Raw genomic sequence first — 17,651 nt, forward strand, 5'->3', positions numbered from 1 at the left:
TAACAGTTTAGATTTTAGATTTTAGATTTTAGATTTTACAAAGGCGACCTCACCTCACTCAAAGACGGATACTTGCTTGTAGACAGGAGTCCTGGAAAGCAAAAAAGTTTAGATTTTAGGGATATTTCCCAGATTCATCTGTGGAGCTTGACCCTAGCTAGTAATTAAATAAACAAGGTGGTACACTTGTAGACAAACTACGACAAGTCTACTATGTTTAAGCCCCACGAATTTGCAAGAAAGCTTGGACTTTCAGTGAAAACCCTCCAGCGTTGGGACGCAACAGGGAAACTACCAGCCAAGCGCACCTTGTCAGGCCATCGATTCTACACAGAAGACGATTTTCTAATAGCCAGCGGACTCAGACCCATAGAAGCTAACAGGAAGGTCATCGTCTACTGTCGAGTTTCTTCTGGCGGACAAAAGCCCGAACTAAAAAATCAAATGCTGGCAATGGAAGCTTTCTGTCTGGGTAGAGGGTTGGTCGTCGATGACTGGGTATCAGAAATCGGCGGCGGACTAAACTTTAGACGAAAAAAGTTTCTAGCTATTATGCTGTCAATGCTTAAAGGCGAAATATCAACCATAGTAATCGCACACAAGGATAGAATGTGTCGCTTCGCTTTTGAGTTTGTTCAGGAACTTGCTGCATCAGTTGGATGTGAGATTGTAGTCGCTAATCAGGAGTCACTGTCTCCGCAGCAGGAATTAGTGGAAGATTTAATGGCCATAATTCACTGCTTCTCCTGTCGCCTGTACGGATTACGAAACTACTCCAAAGAAATTAAAGATAACTTAAAAAAGGCTATTGACAAGCCTGCACAAGATGTGTCAAACTCAGGCAACAAAGAAATACAGTGTTGAGGTCGAACAATGCTTTTGTCCATCAAGACAAAGTTAAAACTCAGCAAAAGTCAAGCAACAATAATGAGCAAACACGCTGGAATAGCGAGGTTTACTTACAATTGGGGCTTAGCGACTTGGGGCGACCTTTATCGAGATGGACTGAAGCCCAACAAATACCTCCTCAAGAAATTCTTTAACAACCACGTAAAACCTGAGTTTGAATGGATTAAAGAGGCAGGCATTTGCCAAAAGATTACCCAATATGCCTTCGACAATCTAGGAGATTCCTTTTTGAGATTCTTCTCAAAAAAAGGTGGTTATCCCAAATTCAAGAAGAAGGGACATCACGATTCTTTCACTATTGATGCGAGTGGAAAGCCTATAGCCGTGGGCGGTACATCTATAAAGCTGCCAACAATCGGCTGGGTAAAAACTTATGAAGGATTGCCCCACACAACCTGCAAATCAATCACTATCTCGCGCACTGCTGACAGTTGGTTTATCGCTTTTGCTTACGAACAGGAACACGAACCGACTGTGAAGCAACACGGTGTCGTGGGAGTTGATTTAGGGATTAAGGAATTAGCAACACTTTCAACTGGCGTAGTATTCCCCAATCCAAAGCACTATAAAACCCATCTCAGTAAGCTGCGTAGGCTGTCAAAGCAGCTATCCAGAAAGACCAAAGGTTCTAATAATAGGTATCAAGCCAAAATTCAACTCGCAAAACATCACGCTAAGATAGCAAATCTCAGAAAAAACACTCTTCATCAAATCACTACTTATTTATGCAAAAACCACGCAACGATAGTAGTAGAAGATTTAAATGTTTCTGGCTTGCTGTCTAACCACAAACTCGCTCAAGTTATAGCTGACTGTGGGTTTTACGAATTCAAGCGTCAGTTGGAGTATAAAGCGAAAAAGTTTGGTTGTGAAATAATCATCGCTAGTCGCTGGTTTCCGTCAAGCAAGACCTGTTCAAATTGCGGACACGTCCAAGATATGCCGCTCAAAGAAAGAATTTATAACTGCGGAAGTTGCGGGCATTCGATGGACAGGGATTTGAACGCCGCAGTAAATTTATCGCGTTTGGCCTCATCGTGAAAGCTTACCGAGGGATAACCGCTCCCATGCTCCCGATGAAGTAAGAAACAAATGTCTAGACTTGTCTAGTCTTTGTATGGCAGTCAATGCTTTAATCTTTAATCTCAAATCGACTGACTACAATCGGGGTTGAAAGCTTGACTGCAGTTGCATTCTTTTTTATACCTTGGTGTCGGCAGGGGTTTTTCCTTCTCTATCGAGGTTGACTGGTGGAAGTTGTTCTCATAATTTTGGCTGTCACCGCAGCATTGGGGGCGGCAATCGAAGTGCTGCTGCGGGTGCTGCTGGGTTTTGGTAATCCCTTGATTTATATTGCCGATGCCGAGTGCGGCTATTTGTTGGCGCCCAACCAGAAGGTGCGCCGCTTGGGCAACCGGATTGAGATTAACGAGTATTCGATGCGTAGCGGAGCGATCGCCCCGATCGCCCCTCCAGAAACTCTGCGCGTCTTGCTGTTGGGAGATTCTGTCGCCAACGGCGGTTGGTGGACACATCAGACAGATACGATCTCGGAAATTATGGCTCGGAATTTGAGACTGCAAGTACAGAATCTGGCGAGCGATGCACAATTATGTTCACAAGTCAACTATTTAAATTTTGAAGTTCTCAACGCCTCAGCCAATTCTTGGGGGCCGAGGAATCAACTTGCTTACGCCAAGCGGTTCGGTGTTTTTGGGGCAAAGGCTTTGGTTTTGCTGCTCAATACGGACGATTTGTTTGCATCGGCTCCCTGTGATCTGGTTGTGGGACGCGATCGATCTTACCCGGATCGCAAACCCCGATCGGCTACGTTAGAGTTATTGAGCCGCTACCTGCTACCTGCAGTGCCGACTCCTCAATTGGCCGCACCCGGAGCCACAAGCGGCGATGTAGTAGGCTGCAACTTAGAGGCTATTAGCCAAATCCAGAAAATAGCTGTATCCGCCAACATCGAGTTTTTGCTAGCCGTCACGCCCAAGCGGGGCGAACTCGGCGGCCCGGGCCCTCGCGACTGGGAAGTCAAGGCTAGAGCGCGTCTCGCCGAACTCGTAGAAACAGAGAAAATTACTTACATAGATTTTCTTCCCATTTTCAATTGTGCGGCCGAATTTCCAACTTTGTATCGAGACAGCATTCACCTGAGTCCTCAAGGAAATCAGCTAGTTAGCAAAACCATCAGTCGTCAAATAGTCGCTCTTTTTTGGCTTGACACTCTCCGGCCTTAAGGCACGGGGATTCTTAAGACATTTCCGTCTTAATATCCCTATAGCTAGGGTTCCCAGGCTGACTACTCTGGGCAAAAAAGAGTGCGTAGTCATATCTCCTCAAAAATGTTTTGGGCGTAGACTTTCCCCCAGTCCGGGGGTAGGTTTTTACATCTTGTCTGATTTGGTTATTCTACCATCTTCATTTGTTAAGATGGATTTGTTATTTTACTTAACAATGGAAAAAAGCCGTCCTACAAGGACAGGGTTTTCAACCCAATTTTCTGATAAATCCTAACCGATACTTTTTTGCTAACATTTGCTAACAAATACATAAGTTGAGATCATATCTCAACAAAGGCGTATCAACCGATGCCCGTAGAAATTTCTACAAGCACTTATATTCTTGCCTTCAGCTTGGTTATCGCTTACAGCTCTTAGCCAATCTGATTATTTGCTTTGATAATGTAGAGGCAACTTATTTATATAGCGGTTGCGTACTACCAAGGTTTTTCACCTACATCTGAGTGGCTAAATTCATTCTATATGACATGAAGACAAGAAGGCAAATGTAAGTGATTGTTAGCAAATGTCAGAAAAAGTCTTACTGTTAATCAACCTCACCTCAAGACGGACAATTGCCCCCGACTCCTGTTGTGGAGAGCAAAAAAATTTAAACCTTAGTTCAAGCCCCCAGATTCATCTGCAGAGTCAATCTAAAGTCTAAAATCCTTCGACGCTCGCGCGAATCGAGTGAGCGCGGCTCGATGCTCGCGCTCGCCGAAATGCTCGCGCCCCCGTCTCAAATGTCAAATCGGCTGACATCGAATCCGGTTGCATGGGAACAGTTATTCTCTTCAACAAACAACAAACCCAAACTGTAAAAGCACCCGGAAACGACAAGATTTGTCTCGATTTAGCTAACTTGCAAAGTAGACTCTAGCTCTTTCGGATACCAAGCTTGACCGTCGAGAGCCATTTGCTCGATCGAACTCGCAAGCCGCAGAGCTTTGAGAGCTTGTTCTCCTCCCACAGAAGGCTGATTTCCACCCCGCACGCAATTAATAAAATGCTCCAATTCTGCGTGGAGCGGTTCAATATTGCTGGTGTAAACTTTCTCGATCAACCCATCTTGACGGTAAAGCACCTGACCGTAATCCGTCACGTAATTGGCGGTTGTTTGCCGGTGAATCAAGATTTCGTTGTTGAGAAAATCTGCCTCTGTCAGAGAATTCTTGCAGTGAGCCACGATTGAACGGAGTTTGCGGTGCGTCACCTTACTGGCAGTCAGGGTGGCCACAATGCCGTTAGCAAAGTTCAACGTCGCTGTCACGTAGTCTAAATAACCTGAATCTGAGGCCCTGCTGCCGCTGGCCGTCAGCTTCACCACTTGGGAATCTGCCAATTCCAGGAGCAAGTCGATGTCGTGGATCATTAAATCCAAAACTACCGATACGTCGTTAGCCCGCTGGGAATAGGGACTCATCCGGTGAGCTTCCAATGCCAGTAACTCTTCAGTTTTCAGCACTTTGCCGAGTTCCTGAAAAGCTGGATTGAAGCGCTCGATGTGACCCACTTGTAAAATCCGGTGGGCCTCAGCAGCCGCGTTGACCAAAGATTCGGCTTCGGCAATGCTAGCCGCGATCGGCTTTTCAATTAAAACGTGAACACCCGCTTGGAGACAAGACATCCCCACAGGGTGATGCAGGCGAGTTGGAACGGCGACGCAAACTGCATCTACGTGGGCGAGCAAATCTCGGTAGTCTTCAAAGAAGCGAACCCGGTATTTGCTTGCTACATCTATTCCCCGCTCTACATTTATGTCTGCAACACCCACGAGTTCGATATCTTTTAGCAAGCTCAGAACTCGCGTGTGATGCTGGCCCATATTGCCAACCCCAATCACCCCAATGCGGAGGGGTTCAGGTTGACTTCGCTGGGCGAAAACGTTTGCGTATCCCAATGACATCCTATCTAGCACTCCTGGATTCTCCTCCACCACCACAGGAATCAAGCCCCTTGGCTTCCCTCAGCTACTCACAGCCATCCAGATAGTACCACAGTCAAACTATTTGTGAAGAATTTCTAAGTTCAGTTGCGATTATCGCATCCGGGAATTAAGCAGAAGCGAATCATACACAAGGGCAGAATACTGGGACAAAAGGTCGGTAAATTGCGTATTGACAAAATTTATTAAGTGTGTATACAGAGCGGGACGATCGCCTGCAGCATCCCAACAACACAAACCCGTCGGAATATTTGGCGGTTACGCTCAAACATTTTTCGGGTTTCTGTTCAAAAGTAATAGTGAAAGTCATAAATTATACAAATACAACAGAGGACGCATCCGTATTAGTTCGGTTATTTACATTCGGCAATCTTTGACTTCAAAAAAATTTACACTCTAGTGGATACCGCAGCCGAACCAGTTCCCGAACCGATCGCCGTTGGGGGCACAGCTTTAGCATTGGCAGGTTTAACCTGGTTAAAACACAAGAAAAAAATGGCAGTTTGAAGCGCGATCGCACCTCAACAATTAAGCACTCAGCAGTCACTTTTCATAAAATATTCGAGTTGCAAAATTTTGCTCTCGATTCGGAGACAGAGCTCTGGCTTTCAAAATCGCAGCTACCAAAAACGCATAGGACAAAACTCCCACCAACGCCAGCAAAAGTACGCTGGCGGCTCCCGACGCATTCCACAAAGCGTGAAGTGCGGAAGCGCTGAAATAACCTACGCCCAAAATTTGCCAGCGCTTCCTGGGTTTGAGGGCACTCAAACCGATAAAATATCCCAAATAGCCACTGTAAGCCATGTGTCCGGCGGCGGAACCCAAAATGCGGGGAATTAGCAACTGCAATCCTACTAATTGTCCGGCGTCGGGCCCTGCTTGCAGGGTGACATTTTGGATGACATTGGGAACGTACTGCCCCAGAGTTTCTAACAGTGTAAAGCCGACTGCCGAGGCACTTCCTAACAGAATTCCGTCTAAAGGTTCCCAAACGCCGATTCGATCGCGCCACGGATTTTTCAGCCAATTTCCCAGCAACATGGCTCCCAAAACGGGCACGGCTTTCAGCAATTCTTCCATCAGACCCGCCCCGAAAAACATTCTGGTCAAAAAAGGCAAAAAACTGATTGTTTCGCCTTCGATTGGCAGGCGGCCGGGCAAAACTTCTCTAAATACGAATATAAATCCAATTAATAAGGGGCTGCTCAGAATCAGGACTGTAGCTAAAGCCGAACCAAGCAATACCCACCAAGGCTTGTGTTTGCCGCACAGTTGATAGATAAAGTAGTAAGCCGCACCGGCGAGGTAAGCTGACAGCAGCAAGTTGAATGCTGCAGAATTTCCAACCGCGACAAACATCGACACGACAACAATAACTGTGGCGATACCTGGATATAAGTAAGCTTTTTGGCTTAATTGTTTGCCAGTGGAGGCGATCGGGAATAATTGAGTTAAAGTGAGAGCGTCTTTTTCGATACCAGCAAAATTGCCCGTTTGTGGTGCTCTTAATCCGGGTTGATTTTGGTAAGGGGTTACGGGAGATTCAAATATAAATTCAGGGCCGTCAAGGCCGAGACTGATGCGATCGCCTGTTTCTAAAGTTTGGCAGCCAGAGAGCTTTTTTCCGTTGATATAAGTTCCGTTAGCGCTGTTGAGGTCGCAAATTTCCCATCTCGTCAAAGTACCCTGAGTTAGGGGACGGATCATGGCGTGGCGACGGGAAACCATGCCGTGGGCGATCGACTCTAAGGTTATTTGACAATTGCGATCGCGTCCGATGACCAATTCCCCATCTTCAGAAAGTTGGTATTTGGATGCTGGGGTTCCCACAGCGTCTTTGGCTGGCACTTGTCGCAGAAATCCGATTTCATTAGTCATGAGTTATGAGTCATTAGTCATCAGTCATTAGTCATTGGTCATGAGCTCGCGAGCTGTTAGCTGATGTTATTTTTGAGCAGTCTTTATTCCACAGTTATTGGTTGTTAGCTGCTGACTAATTACTAATTACTAATTACTAATTACTAATTACTAATTACTAATTACTAATGACTAATGACTAATAACTCTGCTTATAGATTGGCCCTGGCATCCTGAACGGCAGCATAGAAAAATATGCCAGTTAGCGGTACGCTCAGGGCGAGGATGATGCCCGTGACTAAATTGCCAAGTTGAGCTTCTCCGGATGACAGCTCAAAGATGGAGCCGACTGCCGCGATCGCAGTGATGCACGAAAGAGCTAATAGTAAACCACTTTTCGGAGTTCCTGCCATCATACTGATTTTACTGCCTTTGGCGAAAATTTCTGCTTGACTAATGCTTCATTCAGTGCGAGCTTGTTTTCTACTCTGTCTACAAACAGCACTCCGTTGAGGTGATCCATTTCGTGCTGAATTGCCCTCGACAGTAAGTCTGTTGCTATCAGGGTTTGTGGGCGGCCGTATTCGTCGCGGTAGGAGACTTCAATGACTTCTGGGCGTTTGACTTCTAAATAAACTCCCGGAATGCTCAAACACCCTTCTTGCAAGATGCAGATATCGCTGCTGCTACTTTTGATGGTGGGGTTGATCAAAACCATTGGGGGTGTGGCGGGGTTTTCCGGGTCGCAGTCGAGGACGATTACTTGTTTGTTGACTCCGACTTGGGGGGCTGCCAAACCGATGCCATCCGCACTGTACATGGTTTGCAGCATTTCTCGGACTAGCTGCCGAATTTCTGCATCGACGCTTTTGACGCGCTTGGCTGGCTGCCGCAGGACGCGATCGCCTAATGTGTGTATTGTTAGGGGCGGTTTTTCTAACTTTTTCTTTTCAATCAAGACCTGAGCCGTCATAGAACCTCGCGGGATGTTTGGAAACCCCCAACGAAAGCTGTTGGGGAATGGAATTGGAACCAATACTATTATTGTCAATATTAATCTAATTTTCAGTAGCCATGACTGGAAACGCACCAAACCAACGGCCGGTTATTTCTCTGGGGCTTTCGCCCGTTTTACTGGCGGTAGAGCTTTTAGCGGCGATCGCGATTTTGCTGGCTGTTTTGCTCATCGTCAAGTTTTGGGCCGTTTTGCCCGATCGAATTCCGATTCATTTCGGCTTGGGGGGGCTGGCTGATGGTTGGGGCGACAAGGTGACGATTTGGATCGGGCCGGCGGTGGCTGCCATTATTTTTGCGGTTTTAACTGCGATATCGCGCTATCCGCATACTTTTAATTATCCGGTACGGATTACTTCTGAGAACGCTCGCCGGCAATATCTGTTGGGGCGAGGCCTTTTGGTTTGGCTGAAGGCGGAGATTTGCTGGCTGTTGGCGTTTGTGGTGCGGCAGCAAATTCTTGTCGCTTTGGGCAATGCTCAAAGGTTGAGTATGGAGTTACTTTTAGGGTTAGTTGTTTTGATGTTTGGGACGGTTGGCGTGTATTTGCTCAAGGCTTATTTGGCTCGCTAGATGTAGCGCCCAAAACTTACCTCTACCCAAAGACCCAGTTTCTTTGTATTAATAAAAATTAAGACCCCATGATATTATGTCCTCACTACCAACGAAATAAAATTAGTTTGTAGTCAGGACTAAAGTCGTCATATAACTTTGAGGACTAAATTCCTCATTACAAACATTTTTGAGGGCGGCTAATTGACCGAAAATATCCAGGATATAAGCCCCCGGATTCATTCCTTCGCAGACTCAGTACCCAGAAATAAAAAACCTGTAGCCGATGAAACTTGCCGAACGTATTTATCTCGCGCAAGTCAATGCTTCAATTCTAAAATCTAAAATCTAAAATCTAAAATCTAAAATCGATTGACGGGACATAATAGGAATCACAGGCCAGAGGTTTGTGCTACGGTAAACGCCGATCGACTAACCCATCAAATATGTTTGCTGATTGTTCATCGGCAATACTCGCAGCCGTTGATTTTTCAAATCTGGTTCTAATCCTAATTCTTCCATTGGAATCACGCCCAACAAAACAGCAGAAACGCCTTCGGGCAATTCTAAACCATCAAATCTGCCTTCTCTCCCCTCTACAATAATTTGAGCGCCTGCCAAAATTCGACTTTTTGTGATGCCAGCCGATGTTTCTACATCTCTTTCTCCTACTTGTCTTAAACCTAGTTGGCTAATAAGGGGAGTTGGCAAGGAAAGCAGAGTTGCTCCGGTATCGACAACAACGTTATCGAGGGTAACAGATCGAACTTCCTCCGCAGAAATAAATCCCCGTTCAGCCATAACTAGATCGATGCGATTCGTGACGGCGATTGTTGTAAGAACTTGACCCCTTTGTTTTGCTTGCAGATTGGGAAGTACCAGGGCCATAGTATGTTACCTCTTTGAGGGTAATTAGTGGAGATTTATATTGTAATATTATCTAGAATACTGCTAGGTTAGTTAAAATCGTTTTAGTGACCGGCTAAAATTAGAATTTGCCTCAACGCATGACACCAGAAAACAACTCTTCTCAACCCAATCGCCCTGAGTCTAACGTGACTGTAGAAAGTCAGAACGGTGCGAACCCTACTGTGCCACCAGAATCAGGGACAATCGTCGCTACTGCTGAACCCGAAAAACCGGTGCCGCCGCCTCCAACTCGCAAGGTGTTTTTGCCGCAGCAGCCGGAACAAACGACTACTGAGAAGTCGGGATCGGTGCTGACGCTGGGGTTGATCGCAGCGATGATTTTTGGGCTCGCCAATGACAACATTTGGCTGGGCTTAATGGGCGCTGTCGGTGCGATCGGCATATCGCTGCGGCTGATGTGGCCGAGTTGGGGCAAAATCTGGGCGCAGGTAATTCCGCCGACTTGGCGCACTCTGATCGTCGCCTGCTTCGGGCTTTTAGCTGGGATTGTGGGCTTGCTGATGCTTAGCGGTAGTAATACTGAACCGGGAAGCCGCAACATCCAAATCAACTGGGACGCCATCGGCGCTCTCGGCGAGCTGATCGGCGCTTTGGGCCAAATTTTGATCGCTATTTTGGGCGTTTACGTGGCTTGGCGGCAGTACGTGATCTCGAAAGATTTGACGATTCAGCAAAATCGAATTACGCAGCAGCAAACGATCGATGCTTATTTTCAAGGGGTTTCGGACTTAGCCCTTGACGAACAAGGGTTTTTGGAAGACTGGCCGCAGGAAAGGGCGATCGCAGAAGGCCGCACCGCTGCGATTATGAGCAGTGTAGATGCTGAAGGTAAAGCTAAAATTCTGCGGTTTTTGTCGCAGTCGAGATTGGTTACTCCGCTGAAGCGCGATCGGCTTTTAGGCCGCCCCATCCTTGACGGCGACGGCGGCTACGCTGAAGATAGAGATCACGGTATCCGCGTTATCGATCTCAATGTCATGTTAGCGGGTGCTGACCTGGCTGGCACTGATTTGCGGTGGACGGATTTGAGCGAAGCCAACCTCGTCCGCGCCAATCTCAGCAAGTGCGATTTAGTGAAAGCCAACCTCTCGCGCGCTGTATTGTACGACGCCAATCTCGCTCGCGCCGACATGAGAGCCGCCGCACTATTCTACGGCTCGGCACAAACTGCATCTCCCCGCAGCCGTACCGAATTTCCCAACTATCAAACGGGCGAACATACCGGCGCTGTAGTTGAACGCGCTGATTTCACCGGTGTCAAGCGGCTGTCGGAGGATCAGCGCTATTACTGCTGCGCTTGGTGCGGATCGAAGTCTAGAGAGACTATTCCCGGCGGCTGCGAAGGGATTCCCAATAAACTCGGACGTTAAAATTAGCAGTACGGCTGTACTTACGTATATATTTGGCGATCGCTCGGCAGCGGACTATACTTTAATTTTAAATCTACAGTCTTTCGCTGTTTGAGCAATGACAAATACTGATTTAGGGCTAGAAGTAATTCCGCGCCTGGAGCGCTCCAAAAGCCGGGACGGGTTAATTTTTGTAATTGCTATGTGGTTTCTGAGCCGATCGATAATTGCGATCGGGATGCAGGTAATTGCCCCTTTAGTCTGCAAGGAGCCACCAGTGTACAATTGGCCGGTTCTGGGTTTAGTCAGTGGCTTCCTTCCCAAAAGCGGCTGGGAACTGTTTTCGCACTGGGACGGTAAATGGTACACCCAAATCGCTCATTTAGGCTACAGCTATGCAAATGACGGGCAGCAGCACTCCGTTGCCTTCTATCCGCTTTTTCCCTTACTAATTCGGGGGCTGATGACCCTCGGAATGCGAGCCGACGCAGCAGGGGTATTAATCAACTCTTTGGCGTTTTTGGCTGCCTTAGTGCTGGTGTACTTTTGGGTAGAGGAGCGATACGATGCTGGTGCAGCGAAGTGGACAACTGCTGTGTTAGCTTGGTGTCCGTTCTCACTATTTTGCACTGTCATGTATACAGAAGGATTGTTTTTGTTCCTGACAGCATCGGCTTTACGAGCTTTTGAGAGGGGCGAGTATATTTGGGCGGCTTTTTGGGGAGCTTTGACGACTGCTACTAGAGGGCCAGGAGTAGCCCTGATACCTACTTTTTTGCTGACAGCTTGGAGGGAAAAAAGACCTCCCCTCGCTTATGCTGCTGGTTTTGCTAGCGCGATCGGGTTCTTTTCATTTATTTTATACTGTGCTATTAATTTGGAAGATCCTTTAGCATTTATTCACATCCAAAAAGCATGGGTTCAGCCTACTTGGTTGGAGATATTTAAGGAGTTTTTCAGTTTCAGTTTGTACGCTGCTACTAAAGTTGGGATGGTTTTTGGCGGTTGCTATTTGTTGTGGTATTTACGAAAAAGGTTGAGCATTACCATCCTTTGCTTCGGTTTTTGCTCTTTGGCCCTGCTGGTTACTTCGGGAGCTTTACAGTCTGTAGAGCGCTACGCTTACGGTATTGTGCCGCTGTCAATAGGTGTTGGCTTGTTATTGGCGGCTAGACCTCGTTGGGGTTACGGGTTGATGGGATTGTTTGGTATATTTCTGCTGCGCTTTTCCGTGAGGTTTGCTAGTTGGCTGTGGGTAGCTTAGGGGCGATCGCTCTTAATATCTTTTGCCCAAACTTAATTTACTCTATTTCCCAAGCTGCCTGAAAAAAGTCTCTTTCGCACAACATGGCGTAGTGATAGGTTGCTTCTACTTCCGGCGTAGCTTCTGCGTAGCGATCGACTAAACTTTCCAGCCGTTTTGCTAAAATCTCAAAATCCGGGCTGCTATAGGTGGAAATCCAGTCGCTAAAGGCGTGTTCCGGTATATTAGGTTTAGCTAGCTGCTGTCCCAAAAAAGCATACAACCGCAAGCAAGGAGTCATCGCGGCTACTGTCAAACCGACACCGCTTCCCCAGGCTGTCGCTAATAAAAAATCTGTGTAGCGGCGGGTAGCAATTCCCGGTTTTGCCTCTTGCAAATTTACACCCCATTTGTCTGCATATCCTTGATGCAACCGAAGTTCTTCTAAAACACCGCTGCCGAGATTGTGGAGAATTTCAAACCCCTCCCAGTCGGGTGCTTTTGCCGCAGCGATACTGTAAGCGCGAGCGAAGGCTCCCAGAAAAAATGCGTCTTGTGCAACGTAATATGCAAAACTATTTTGGGGGAGGCTGCCGTCAGCAATGCCTCTGACAAAGGGATGTTGCAGACAAGCTTCGCTTAAGTCTTGATTTGCTTGCCAAAGATAATTGGAATTTGTCATGCAATTTTGAATCTATGGGTTATGATTGTTATTTTTATAGTCTGAACTAAACATCTATGATAACAGATGTTTTCGCTGTGCGTCAGTCTTATGGTATCTTTTATTTTTCGGATTTAAGAAAATAGATAAGTTTTGGTACGCGGCTATGTTGTGGGCTGCTGTTGTCTGGCTCAAAGAGGGAAATTACCTGTCGAACCTCTCTCGTGAAGCAGCCAGCGTGTTGGGGGAAAAAGAAACTTTTGATTTAACGGTTGAAAAGCAAGCCGATTTTTAAACAGAAACTGCAATGAACGATACACCTAAGTATTCCTTGGTAATTCCTATCTATAACGAAGAAGAAAATCTCGCTGAATTGTATCGGCGAATTAGTGCCGTGATGGATCGAATGGACGGCCCAGTAGAATTAATTTTAATCAATGATGGCAGTCGCGATCGCTCTCTCGAACTTTTGCGAGAATTGCACGAAAAAGACTCGCGAATTTGTTACCTCAGTTTTGCCCGCAATTTCGGTCATCAAATAGCTGTAACTGCAGGTTTAAACTTTTCTAGAGGTCAAGTTGTAGTCATCATGGACGGCGATTTGCAAGACCCGCCAGAGCTAATTATAGATATGGTAGAACAGTGGCGGCAGGGCTATCAAGTTGTTTACGCTCAACGCACTCAACGCCGTCAAGAAGGTTGGTTTAAGCGGTTGCCGGCTTATATGTATTATCGCATCTTGCGCCATCTTGCTGATGTTGATATTCCGATAGATACCGGAGATTTTTGTTTGATGGATAGGTGCGTGGTGGATGTACTCAACGCCATGCCAGAACGCAATCGTTACATTCGGGGACTGCGGGCTTGGATTGGTTTTAAACAAACGGCGGTTAAGTTTGAACGCGATCCGCGCTTTGCAGGCGAGGTTAAGTATACCTTCAGAAAATCTTTAAGTTTGGCGATGAATGGTTTAGTATCTTTTTCAAAAGTCCCTCTGCAACTGTCGATTTATTTGGGTTTGTTTTCGGCTTTCGTGTCTGTTTTGATGGCTTTTTTGGTTTTGTATTGGCGTCTTTTCTCTGCGGGCTCGGCATTAACTGGTTTGACAATTGTGATTATGGCGGTTTTCTTTTTGGGTGCGGTGCAGTTGGTCAGTATTGGGATTTTGGGCCAGTATATAGGGCGGATTTATGAGGAGGTGAAGGGCCGGCCACTTTATACGCTGGCAGAAGTTGCTGGTTTCGATCCATTTGGTCAAAAAAATGGTAAATAAGCAGGACTTTTTTACTATCTTGACGGCTTAAACATAGCGGTTGTATGGTGCGTCTGCTGAATCACCGGAAGCCTGGACTAGCTTCAAAATGCGGGTTCTGAACTGATAGCGATCGTCCCCATAATTGAGTGGCTGGAATTTATGCGTTTGAGCGCGAACTTCCTAATGGTACTGGTGGCATTAATGACTATGGCACTGCGCTGTGGTTGACGGGAATGTTGATGAGCACGATCGGCTCTGATGACTTTCGGAAAACAGCCCAAGGGCGGGTGCTTTGTTTTTTGCTGGCGTTGTGTGCGATCGCGCTATGCGGTTATTTGAGAGCAACGCTGGCTACATTTTTTGTGAGTCAGGATGCCCAGAGCGATCGAGCAGAAATAGCGGGTACAAAATCTATTCAAGCTCTGCAAACAGAAATTACTGCACTGCTAACTGAGATTAAAGCCTGCTTCACGAAAAGGTTTAGAGCTGTGAATTGCTGACCTTTGATTTGAGCATCAGGTCGAGCGCTCTCGATGCGATAGTAGACAAACGATTATGTCTGTCCAATTATAGATAATATTCTAATCTAAACTCTGCCAAGCGAGAGAGGATATTTAAATTCTTTAATTTTACTATAAAACTACCGTACAACCATTCAACGCAAAAAATTTTAGAAGGCGGGAAAAAATCAACAGAATAAATTTATGATTAGAAATCAAAAAACCCAACTTTATCAAGCCTAACTCAAATCTTTAACTGTTCAAGAGTGCGGACATTTTTTATAGGGCGGGATGGCTGATTTTCTAAATACTTTGAGCCCCAGCAGATAATTAAATCAATGTCATCTCCACTCCTGACTTGCATTTAATTTGACTTTTTTATGAGCCTTGCCCTGTAAAGCTTGTAGTATCGTTGCCAAAAATGCCCGCAGTATTGAATGTTAACCTGGTTCTATTTATTACATTGACACGAGAAAATCATGGAAAACACATTGTTCGATCGCACATTCCGCGACAGCGAAGGCCAAATTGTTATAGCTCAGATGCCAAATCTACCACTGAGTGTCGGGATTGTAGCTAGTTTATTAACGCTCATTGTTACAACAGGTAAAATTAATTTAGGGTTGGAGCTAGTAGCCTTTGGCTCTTTGTTTACTTGGGCTTGGGAAGAATTATTTCAAGGAGTTAATTACTTTCGTAGAGCATTAGGTCTGATTGTGCTTGTCGGTCTGATTGTAGGGAAACTTCAATAATTAGGTAAGCATAAATCAAATCAATAAGGTATAGCAAAACCTTTATACCAATTTTTTATGAGGCTCCGTAGAATCCGATCCCCCCTAGCCAAGAGGGCGGGCACTCTTGGCACCGCCCCTACAAAGGGGGGACAAGATTCCGATCTTTCGTCCCCCAACAATCAGGGGGAGTAGGGGGTATGCGAGGGGGAGCGAGATATGTGCAACTTCACATTAAATTGGTATGAATCAGGCCGATGAAGAAGGGTGGAGAGGTTGACAGGCTGTAATTGACAATCCAAAAATTAACACCAATCGGATGTGGGAACACCTGAACAATCCTCCACTCATTCGCTACCTGCTACTATGGACGCTTGGCTGGGCGATCGTGCAGGTGTTGGCCTATTTTGAAACGGTTCTGATTGTTTCTATTTTTGCAGCCATTCTCGCCTTTGTGCTGAACTCTCCAGTCAAATTTGTATCTCGTTTCATCCCTCGTTAAGTAGCGGTTGTGCTGGTGTTTTTACTTGCCTCGTTGATTCTAGGTGGGTTAATGGCAACGTTAGGACTAGCTATCATTTCCCAAGCACAGCAGTTATTGGAACAGGCTCCTCAATTTTTAGTCTCGGCGATCGCACTGTTGGAAACACTCCAATCGTTTCTGCAAAAGCGCAATATTACAGTCGATTTCAGCACCTTTGAGACACAACTGCGCGAACAAGCCCTCGGCATCAGTGGCAGGGGTTGTTCCAGCAAAATGTGTTATTCAACTTGCTAGATGTGATTGTGATTGCGGTGGTTGGCTTCTTTACGCTGCTAGATGGTAGACTACTATGGAATCTGATAATGAGGCTATTTCCACCCGGCTTACGCGATGATTTGACCAGGGCAGTTCAAAAGAATTTTTTGGGTTTCTTTTGGGGTAGGTTGCTATTATCACTCTTCTTCGGCCTTTCTACCTTTCTGGTGTTTATTTGGCTGGATATTCCCTATGCACGGCTCATGGCTGCAGTGGCAGGCGCATTTGACCTGATTCCCGGTATTGGCGCAACGATTGAGATTAGCCTCATCTGCCTGATTATTCTGCCTCAAGGAATTCTGCTCAGCTTGAAAGTTTGAGTGGGTTGCATTGTCTTACAGCAGGTTGAAGAAAACTTACTCATGCCCCGTATTATGCAAGGCTCCATTAATATAAATCCAGTCATTATGTTCTTTGCGCTATTAGTGGGGCTGCGAGTCGCTGGATTGGTCAGAGTTTTTCTGTCGATCCCGATCGCAGGCGTAATAATCAGCCTCCTGGATATTGATAAAATACCTGGGGGAAAGACACAACAACCTTCTGGTTGATGTTGAAGCTAGTTGGCTTGAGGTTTCGATTACAACATTTTTTTTTGAATCTCTGGGAGAGAAATTATGAAAGGTTTAAAGGGAAAAAACGCACTCATTACTGGAGCGAGTTCAGGCATTGGGCAGGCGATCGCCATTCGTCTCGCTCAAGAAGGTTGCAACATTGCCGTTAACTATCGCAAAAGCCTAGAAGAGGCAGAAGATACTGAAGAAATAGCTCTGCAAAAAGCCTGTGGACAAGCATCGGAATGCGGGGTTGAAACGCTATTAGTTCAGGGAGATGTCTCCAAAGAAGACGACATCCTTCGTATGGTGAATACTGTTATTGATAAATTTGGTAGTCTGGATATCCTGATTAATAATGCTGGGATTCAAACAGAAAGCGCATCCCATGAAGTGCCAACCGATGAATTCGATCGCATAATTGCCGTCAATTTGCGAGGTGCATATCTCTGTGCGCGGGAAACCATTAAGCATCTGTTAGAGCAGCAGCGCCCTGGGGTGATTATCAATATTTCCAGTGTGCATGAAATCATCCCCCGCCCGATGTATATCAGCTATTCCATCAGCAAAGGCGGCATGGGAAATCTGACTAAAACCCTAGCGTTGGAATACGCAAACCGAGGCATCCGCGTCAATGCTATTGCGCCCGGTGCAACAATTACACCGATTAATGAAAGCTGGACTGACAATCCAGAACAAAAGGCAGTAGTCGAAAGCCATATCCCAATGGGACGGGCAGGCACATCGGAGGAAATGGCGGCATCTGTTGCCTTTCTCGCATCAGATGAAGCGGCTTACATTACGGGACAAACGCTCTATATTGATGGTGGATTGACCCTCTATGCTGACTTTCGCGAAGCTTGGTCTGCCTAAATTAAGTGGGAGAAACTATGGGGAGGAAATAGGCGATCGCGGTCATTTTTCCTAAAAAAGGATTTGTTTGGGCGATCGCTTTCTTTACTCGCCGGACACTAGACTAAACCGCACTAATGTGTCATCCAGATACAGCGCTTCCCGCTGTTATGAGGTACAATAGCAACAGCTTGCTTTCCCAATTTATTAAA

At 46.1% G+C, this 17,651-nt stretch carries 20 protein-coding genes and 1 pseudogene; 15 read left to right on the top strand and 6 right to left on the bottom strand.

Going from position 1 to position 17,651, the window contains the following annotated elements; genetic code table 11:
• The first annotated feature begins 213 nt into the window (after window positions 1-213).
• The 3 genes from QT992_RS21165 (at window position 214) to QT992_RS21175 (ending at window position 3,155) form a co-directional block, all read left to right on the top strand.
• A complete protein-coding gene (locus QT992_RS21165) occupies window positions 214-864 on the top strand; it encodes an IS607 family transposase (RefSeq protein ID WP_333337516.1) in 651 nt (216 codons plus the stop codon).
• A 9-nt stretch (window positions 865-873) separates the two neighbouring features.
• Window positions 874-1,950, top strand: a complete 1,077-nt coding sequence (locus tag QT992_RS21170) for an RNA-guided endonuclease TnpB family protein (protein ID WP_333337519.1) — start codon at window positions 874-876, stop codon at window positions 1,948-1,950.
• 209 nt (window positions 1,951-2,159) lie between these two features.
• Window positions 2,160-3,155, top strand: coding sequence for a GDSL-type esterase/lipase family protein (locus tag QT992_RS21175; RefSeq protein ID WP_333337522.1), 996 nt, complete (start codon window positions 2,160-2,162; stop codon window positions 3,153-3,155).
• An 895-nt stretch (window positions 3,156-4,050) separates the two neighbouring features.
• Here QT992_RS21175 and QT992_RS21180 read toward each other — a convergent pair.
• Window positions 4,051-5,103, bottom strand: coding sequence for a Gfo/Idh/MocA family protein (locus tag QT992_RS21180; RefSeq protein ID WP_015178266.1), 1,053 nt, complete (start codon window positions 5,101-5,103; stop codon window positions 4,051-4,053).
• Window positions 5,104-5,541: 438 nt separating this feature from the next.
• On the opposite strand from QT992_RS21180, the gene QT992_RS33700 reads away from it, so the two are divergent.
• Window positions 5,542-5,649, top strand: coding sequence for a PEP-CTERM sorting domain-containing protein (locus QT992_RS33700; protein WP_333314339.1), 108 nt, complete (start codon window positions 5,542-5,544; stop codon window positions 5,647-5,649).
• 36 nt (window positions 5,650-5,685) lie between these two features.
• On the opposite strand, the gene QT992_RS21185 is transcribed toward QT992_RS33700, so the two are convergent.
• The 3 genes from QT992_RS21185 to def form a co-directional block, all read right to left on the bottom strand.
• Window positions 5,686-7,023, bottom strand: coding sequence for a PrsW family glutamic-type intramembrane protease (locus QT992_RS21185; protein WP_333377654.1), 1,338 nt, complete (start codon window positions 7,021-7,023; stop codon window positions 5,686-5,688).
• A 191-nt stretch (window positions 7,024-7,214) separates the two neighbouring features.
• Window positions 7,215-7,415, bottom strand: coding sequence for a hypothetical protein (locus QT992_RS21190; RefSeq protein WP_199292547.1), 201 nt, complete (start codon window positions 7,413-7,415; stop codon window positions 7,215-7,217).
• Window positions 7,415-7,975: a peptide deformylase gene (gene def / locus QT992_RS21195; RefSeq protein WP_333164427.1), complete on the bottom strand. Its 561-nt coding sequence runs from the start codon at window positions 7,973-7,975 to the stop codon at window positions 7,415-7,417. The genes QT992_RS21190 and def overlap by 1 nt, the downstream gene beginning before the upstream one ends.
• Window positions 7,976-8,076: 101 nt before the next feature.
• Between def and QT992_RS21200 the strand changes: the two genes are divergently transcribed.
• Complete coding sequence (locus tag QT992_RS21200; RefSeq protein ID WP_333314343.1) at window positions 8,077-8,589, top strand: DUF1648 domain-containing protein; 513 nt, start codon at window positions 8,077-8,079, stop codon at window positions 8,587-8,589.
• Between the two features lie 411 nt (window positions 8,590-9,000).
• On the opposite strand, the gene QT992_RS21205 is transcribed toward QT992_RS21200, so the two are convergent.
• The gene (locus QT992_RS21205) at window positions 9,001-9,456 is read right to left on the bottom strand and encodes an aspartyl protease (protein ID WP_333314345.1); all 456 of its coding nucleotides are present in this window, start codon (window positions 9,454-9,456) and stop codon (window positions 9,001-9,003) included.
• A 119-nt stretch (window positions 9,457-9,575) separates the two neighbouring features.
• Here QT992_RS21205 and QT992_RS21210 point away from each other — a divergent pair, with 119 nt between their 5' ends.
• Together QT992_RS21210 and QT992_RS21215 are read left to right on the top strand one after the other, a co-directional pair.
• Complete coding sequence (locus tag QT992_RS21210; RefSeq protein ID WP_333314347.1) at window positions 9,576-10,868, top strand: pentapeptide repeat-containing protein; 1,293 nt, start codon at window positions 9,576-9,578, stop codon at window positions 10,866-10,868.
• 97 nt (window positions 10,869-10,965) lie between these two features.
• The gene (locus QT992_RS21215) at window positions 10,966-12,111 is read left to right on the top strand and encodes a mannosyltransferase family protein (protein WP_333377657.1); all 1,146 of its coding nucleotides are present in this window, start codon (window positions 10,966-10,968) and stop codon (window positions 12,109-12,111) included.
• Window positions 12,112-12,148: 37 nt separating this feature from the next.
• On the opposite strand, the gene QT992_RS21220 is transcribed toward QT992_RS21215, so the two are convergent.
• Complete coding sequence (locus tag QT992_RS21220) at window positions 12,149-12,772, bottom strand: TenA family protein (protein WP_333287755.1); 624 nt, start codon at window positions 12,770-12,772, stop codon at window positions 12,149-12,151.
• Between the two features lie 145 nt (window positions 12,773-12,917).
• On the opposite strand from QT992_RS21220, the gene QT992_RS21225 reads away from it, so the two are divergent.
• The 8 genes and pseudogenes from QT992_RS21225 to QT992_RS21260 all read left to right on the top strand — a co-directional run bounded on the left by QT992_RS21225 (window position 12,918) and on the right by QT992_RS21260 (window position 17,460).
• A complete protein-coding gene (locus tag QT992_RS21225; RefSeq protein ID WP_333314349.1) occupies window positions 12,918-13,046 on the top strand; it encodes a hypothetical protein in 129 nt (42 codons plus the stop codon).
• A gap of 12 nt (window positions 13,047-13,058) precedes the next feature.
• Complete coding sequence (locus QT992_RS21230; protein ID WP_333314351.1) at window positions 13,059-14,024, top strand: glycosyltransferase family 2 protein; 966 nt, start codon at window positions 13,059-13,061, stop codon at window positions 14,022-14,024.
• A 128-nt stretch (window positions 14,025-14,152) separates the two neighbouring features.
• Complete coding sequence (locus QT992_RS21235) at window positions 14,153-14,506, top strand: ion channel (protein ID WP_333314353.1); 354 nt, start codon at window positions 14,153-14,155, stop codon at window positions 14,504-14,506.
• A gap of 479 nt (window positions 14,507-14,985) precedes the next feature.
• On the top strand, window positions 14,986-15,258 hold the full coding sequence (locus QT992_RS21240; protein ID WP_333314354.1) for a hypothetical protein: 273 nt from the start codon (window positions 14,986-14,988) through the stop codon (window positions 15,256-15,258).
• Between the two features lie 298 nt (window positions 15,259-15,556).
• Window positions 15,557-15,739: a hypothetical protein gene (locus QT992_RS21245; RefSeq protein ID WP_333314355.1), complete on the top strand. Its 183-nt coding sequence runs from the start codon at window positions 15,557-15,559 to the stop codon at window positions 15,737-15,739.
• A 51-nt stretch (window positions 15,740-15,790) separates the two neighbouring features.
• The gene (locus QT992_RS21250) at window positions 15,791-16,015 is read left to right on the top strand and encodes a hypothetical protein (RefSeq protein WP_333314357.1); all 225 of its coding nucleotides are present in this window, start codon (window positions 15,791-15,793) and stop codon (window positions 16,013-16,015) included.
• Window positions 16,016-16,032: 17 nt separating this feature from the next.
• Window positions 16,033-16,584, top strand: a pseudogene (locus QT992_RS21255) (AI-2E family transporter).
• A gap of 66 nt (window positions 16,585-16,650) precedes the next feature.
• Window positions 16,651-17,460, top strand: a complete 810-nt coding sequence (locus QT992_RS21260; RefSeq protein WP_333314358.1) for a glucose 1-dehydrogenase — start codon at window positions 16,651-16,653, stop codon at window positions 17,458-17,460.
• Window positions 17,461-17,651: the final 191 nt, after the last annotated feature.

Origin of the sequence: Microcoleus sp. T3_D1, from assembly GCF_036700405.1 — a bacterium.
Lineage (GTDB): Bacteria > Cyanobacteriota > Cyanobacteriia > Cyanobacteriales > Microcoleaceae > Microcoleus.

Excerpts from the sequence above, each read along its gene's own strand:
- QT992_RS21215 (WP_333377657.1), top strand. The coding sequence starts at position 10,966 with ATGACAAATACTGATTTAGGGCTAGAAGTAATTCCGCGCCTGGAGCGC.
- QT992_RS21165 (WP_333337516.1), top strand. The coding sequence starts at position 214 with ATGTTTAAGCCCCACGAATTTGCAAGAAAGCTTGGACTTTCAGTGAAA.
- QT992_RS21210 (WP_333314347.1), top strand. The coding sequence starts at position 9,576 with ATGACACCAGAAAACAACTCTTCTCAACCCAATCGCCCTGAGTCTAAC.
- QT992_RS21185 (WP_333377654.1), bottom strand. The coding sequence starts at position 7,023 with ATGACTAATGAAATCGGATTTCTGCGACAAGTGCCAGCCAAAGACGCT.
- QT992_RS21240 (WP_333314354.1), top strand. The coding sequence starts at position 14,986 with ATGGAAAACACATTGTTCGATCGCACATTCCGCGACAGCGAAGGCCAA.
- QT992_RS21170 (WP_333337519.1), top strand. The coding sequence starts at position 874 with ATGCTTTTGTCCATCAAGACAAAGTTAAAACTCAGCAAAAGTCAAGCA.
- QT992_RS21225 (WP_333314349.1), top strand. The coding sequence starts at position 12,918 with ATGTTGTGGGCTGCTGTTGTCTGGCTCAAAGAGGGAAATTACCTGTCG.
- QT992_RS21230 (WP_333314351.1), top strand. The coding sequence starts at position 13,059 with ATGAACGATACACCTAAGTATTCCTTGGTAATTCCTATCTATAACGAA.
- QT992_RS21190 (WP_199292547.1), bottom strand. The coding sequence starts at position 7,415 with ATGGCAGGAACTCCGAAAAGTGGTTTACTATTAGCTCTTTCGTGCATC.
- QT992_RS21200 (WP_333314343.1), top strand. The coding sequence starts at position 8,077 with ATGACTGGAAACGCACCAAACCAACGGCCGGTTATTTCTCTGGGGCTT.
- QT992_RS21260 (WP_333314358.1), top strand. The coding sequence starts at position 16,651 with ATGAAAGGTTTAAAGGGAAAAAACGCACTCATTACTGGAGCGAGTTCA.
- QT992_RS21180 (WP_015178266.1), bottom strand. The coding sequence starts at position 5,103 with ATGTCATTGGGATACGCAAACGTTTTCGCCCAGCGAAGTCAACCTGAA.
- def (WP_333164427.1), bottom strand. The coding sequence starts at position 7,975 with ATGACGGCTCAGGTCTTGATTGAAAAGAAAAAGTTAGAAAAACCGCCC.
- QT992_RS21250 (WP_333314357.1), top strand. The coding sequence starts at position 15,791 with ATGGCAACGTTAGGACTAGCTATCATTTCCCAAGCACAGCAGTTATTG.
- QT992_RS21245 (WP_333314355.1), top strand. The coding sequence starts at position 15,557 with ATGTGGGAACACCTGAACAATCCTCCACTCATTCGCTACCTGCTACTA.
- QT992_RS21205 (WP_333314345.1), bottom strand. The coding sequence starts at position 9,456 with ATGGCCCTGGTACTTCCCAATCTGCAAGCAAAACAAAGGGGTCAAGTT.
- QT992_RS21220 (WP_333287755.1), bottom strand. The coding sequence starts at position 12,772 with ATGACAAATTCCAATTATCTTTGGCAAGCAAATCAAGACTTAAGCGAA.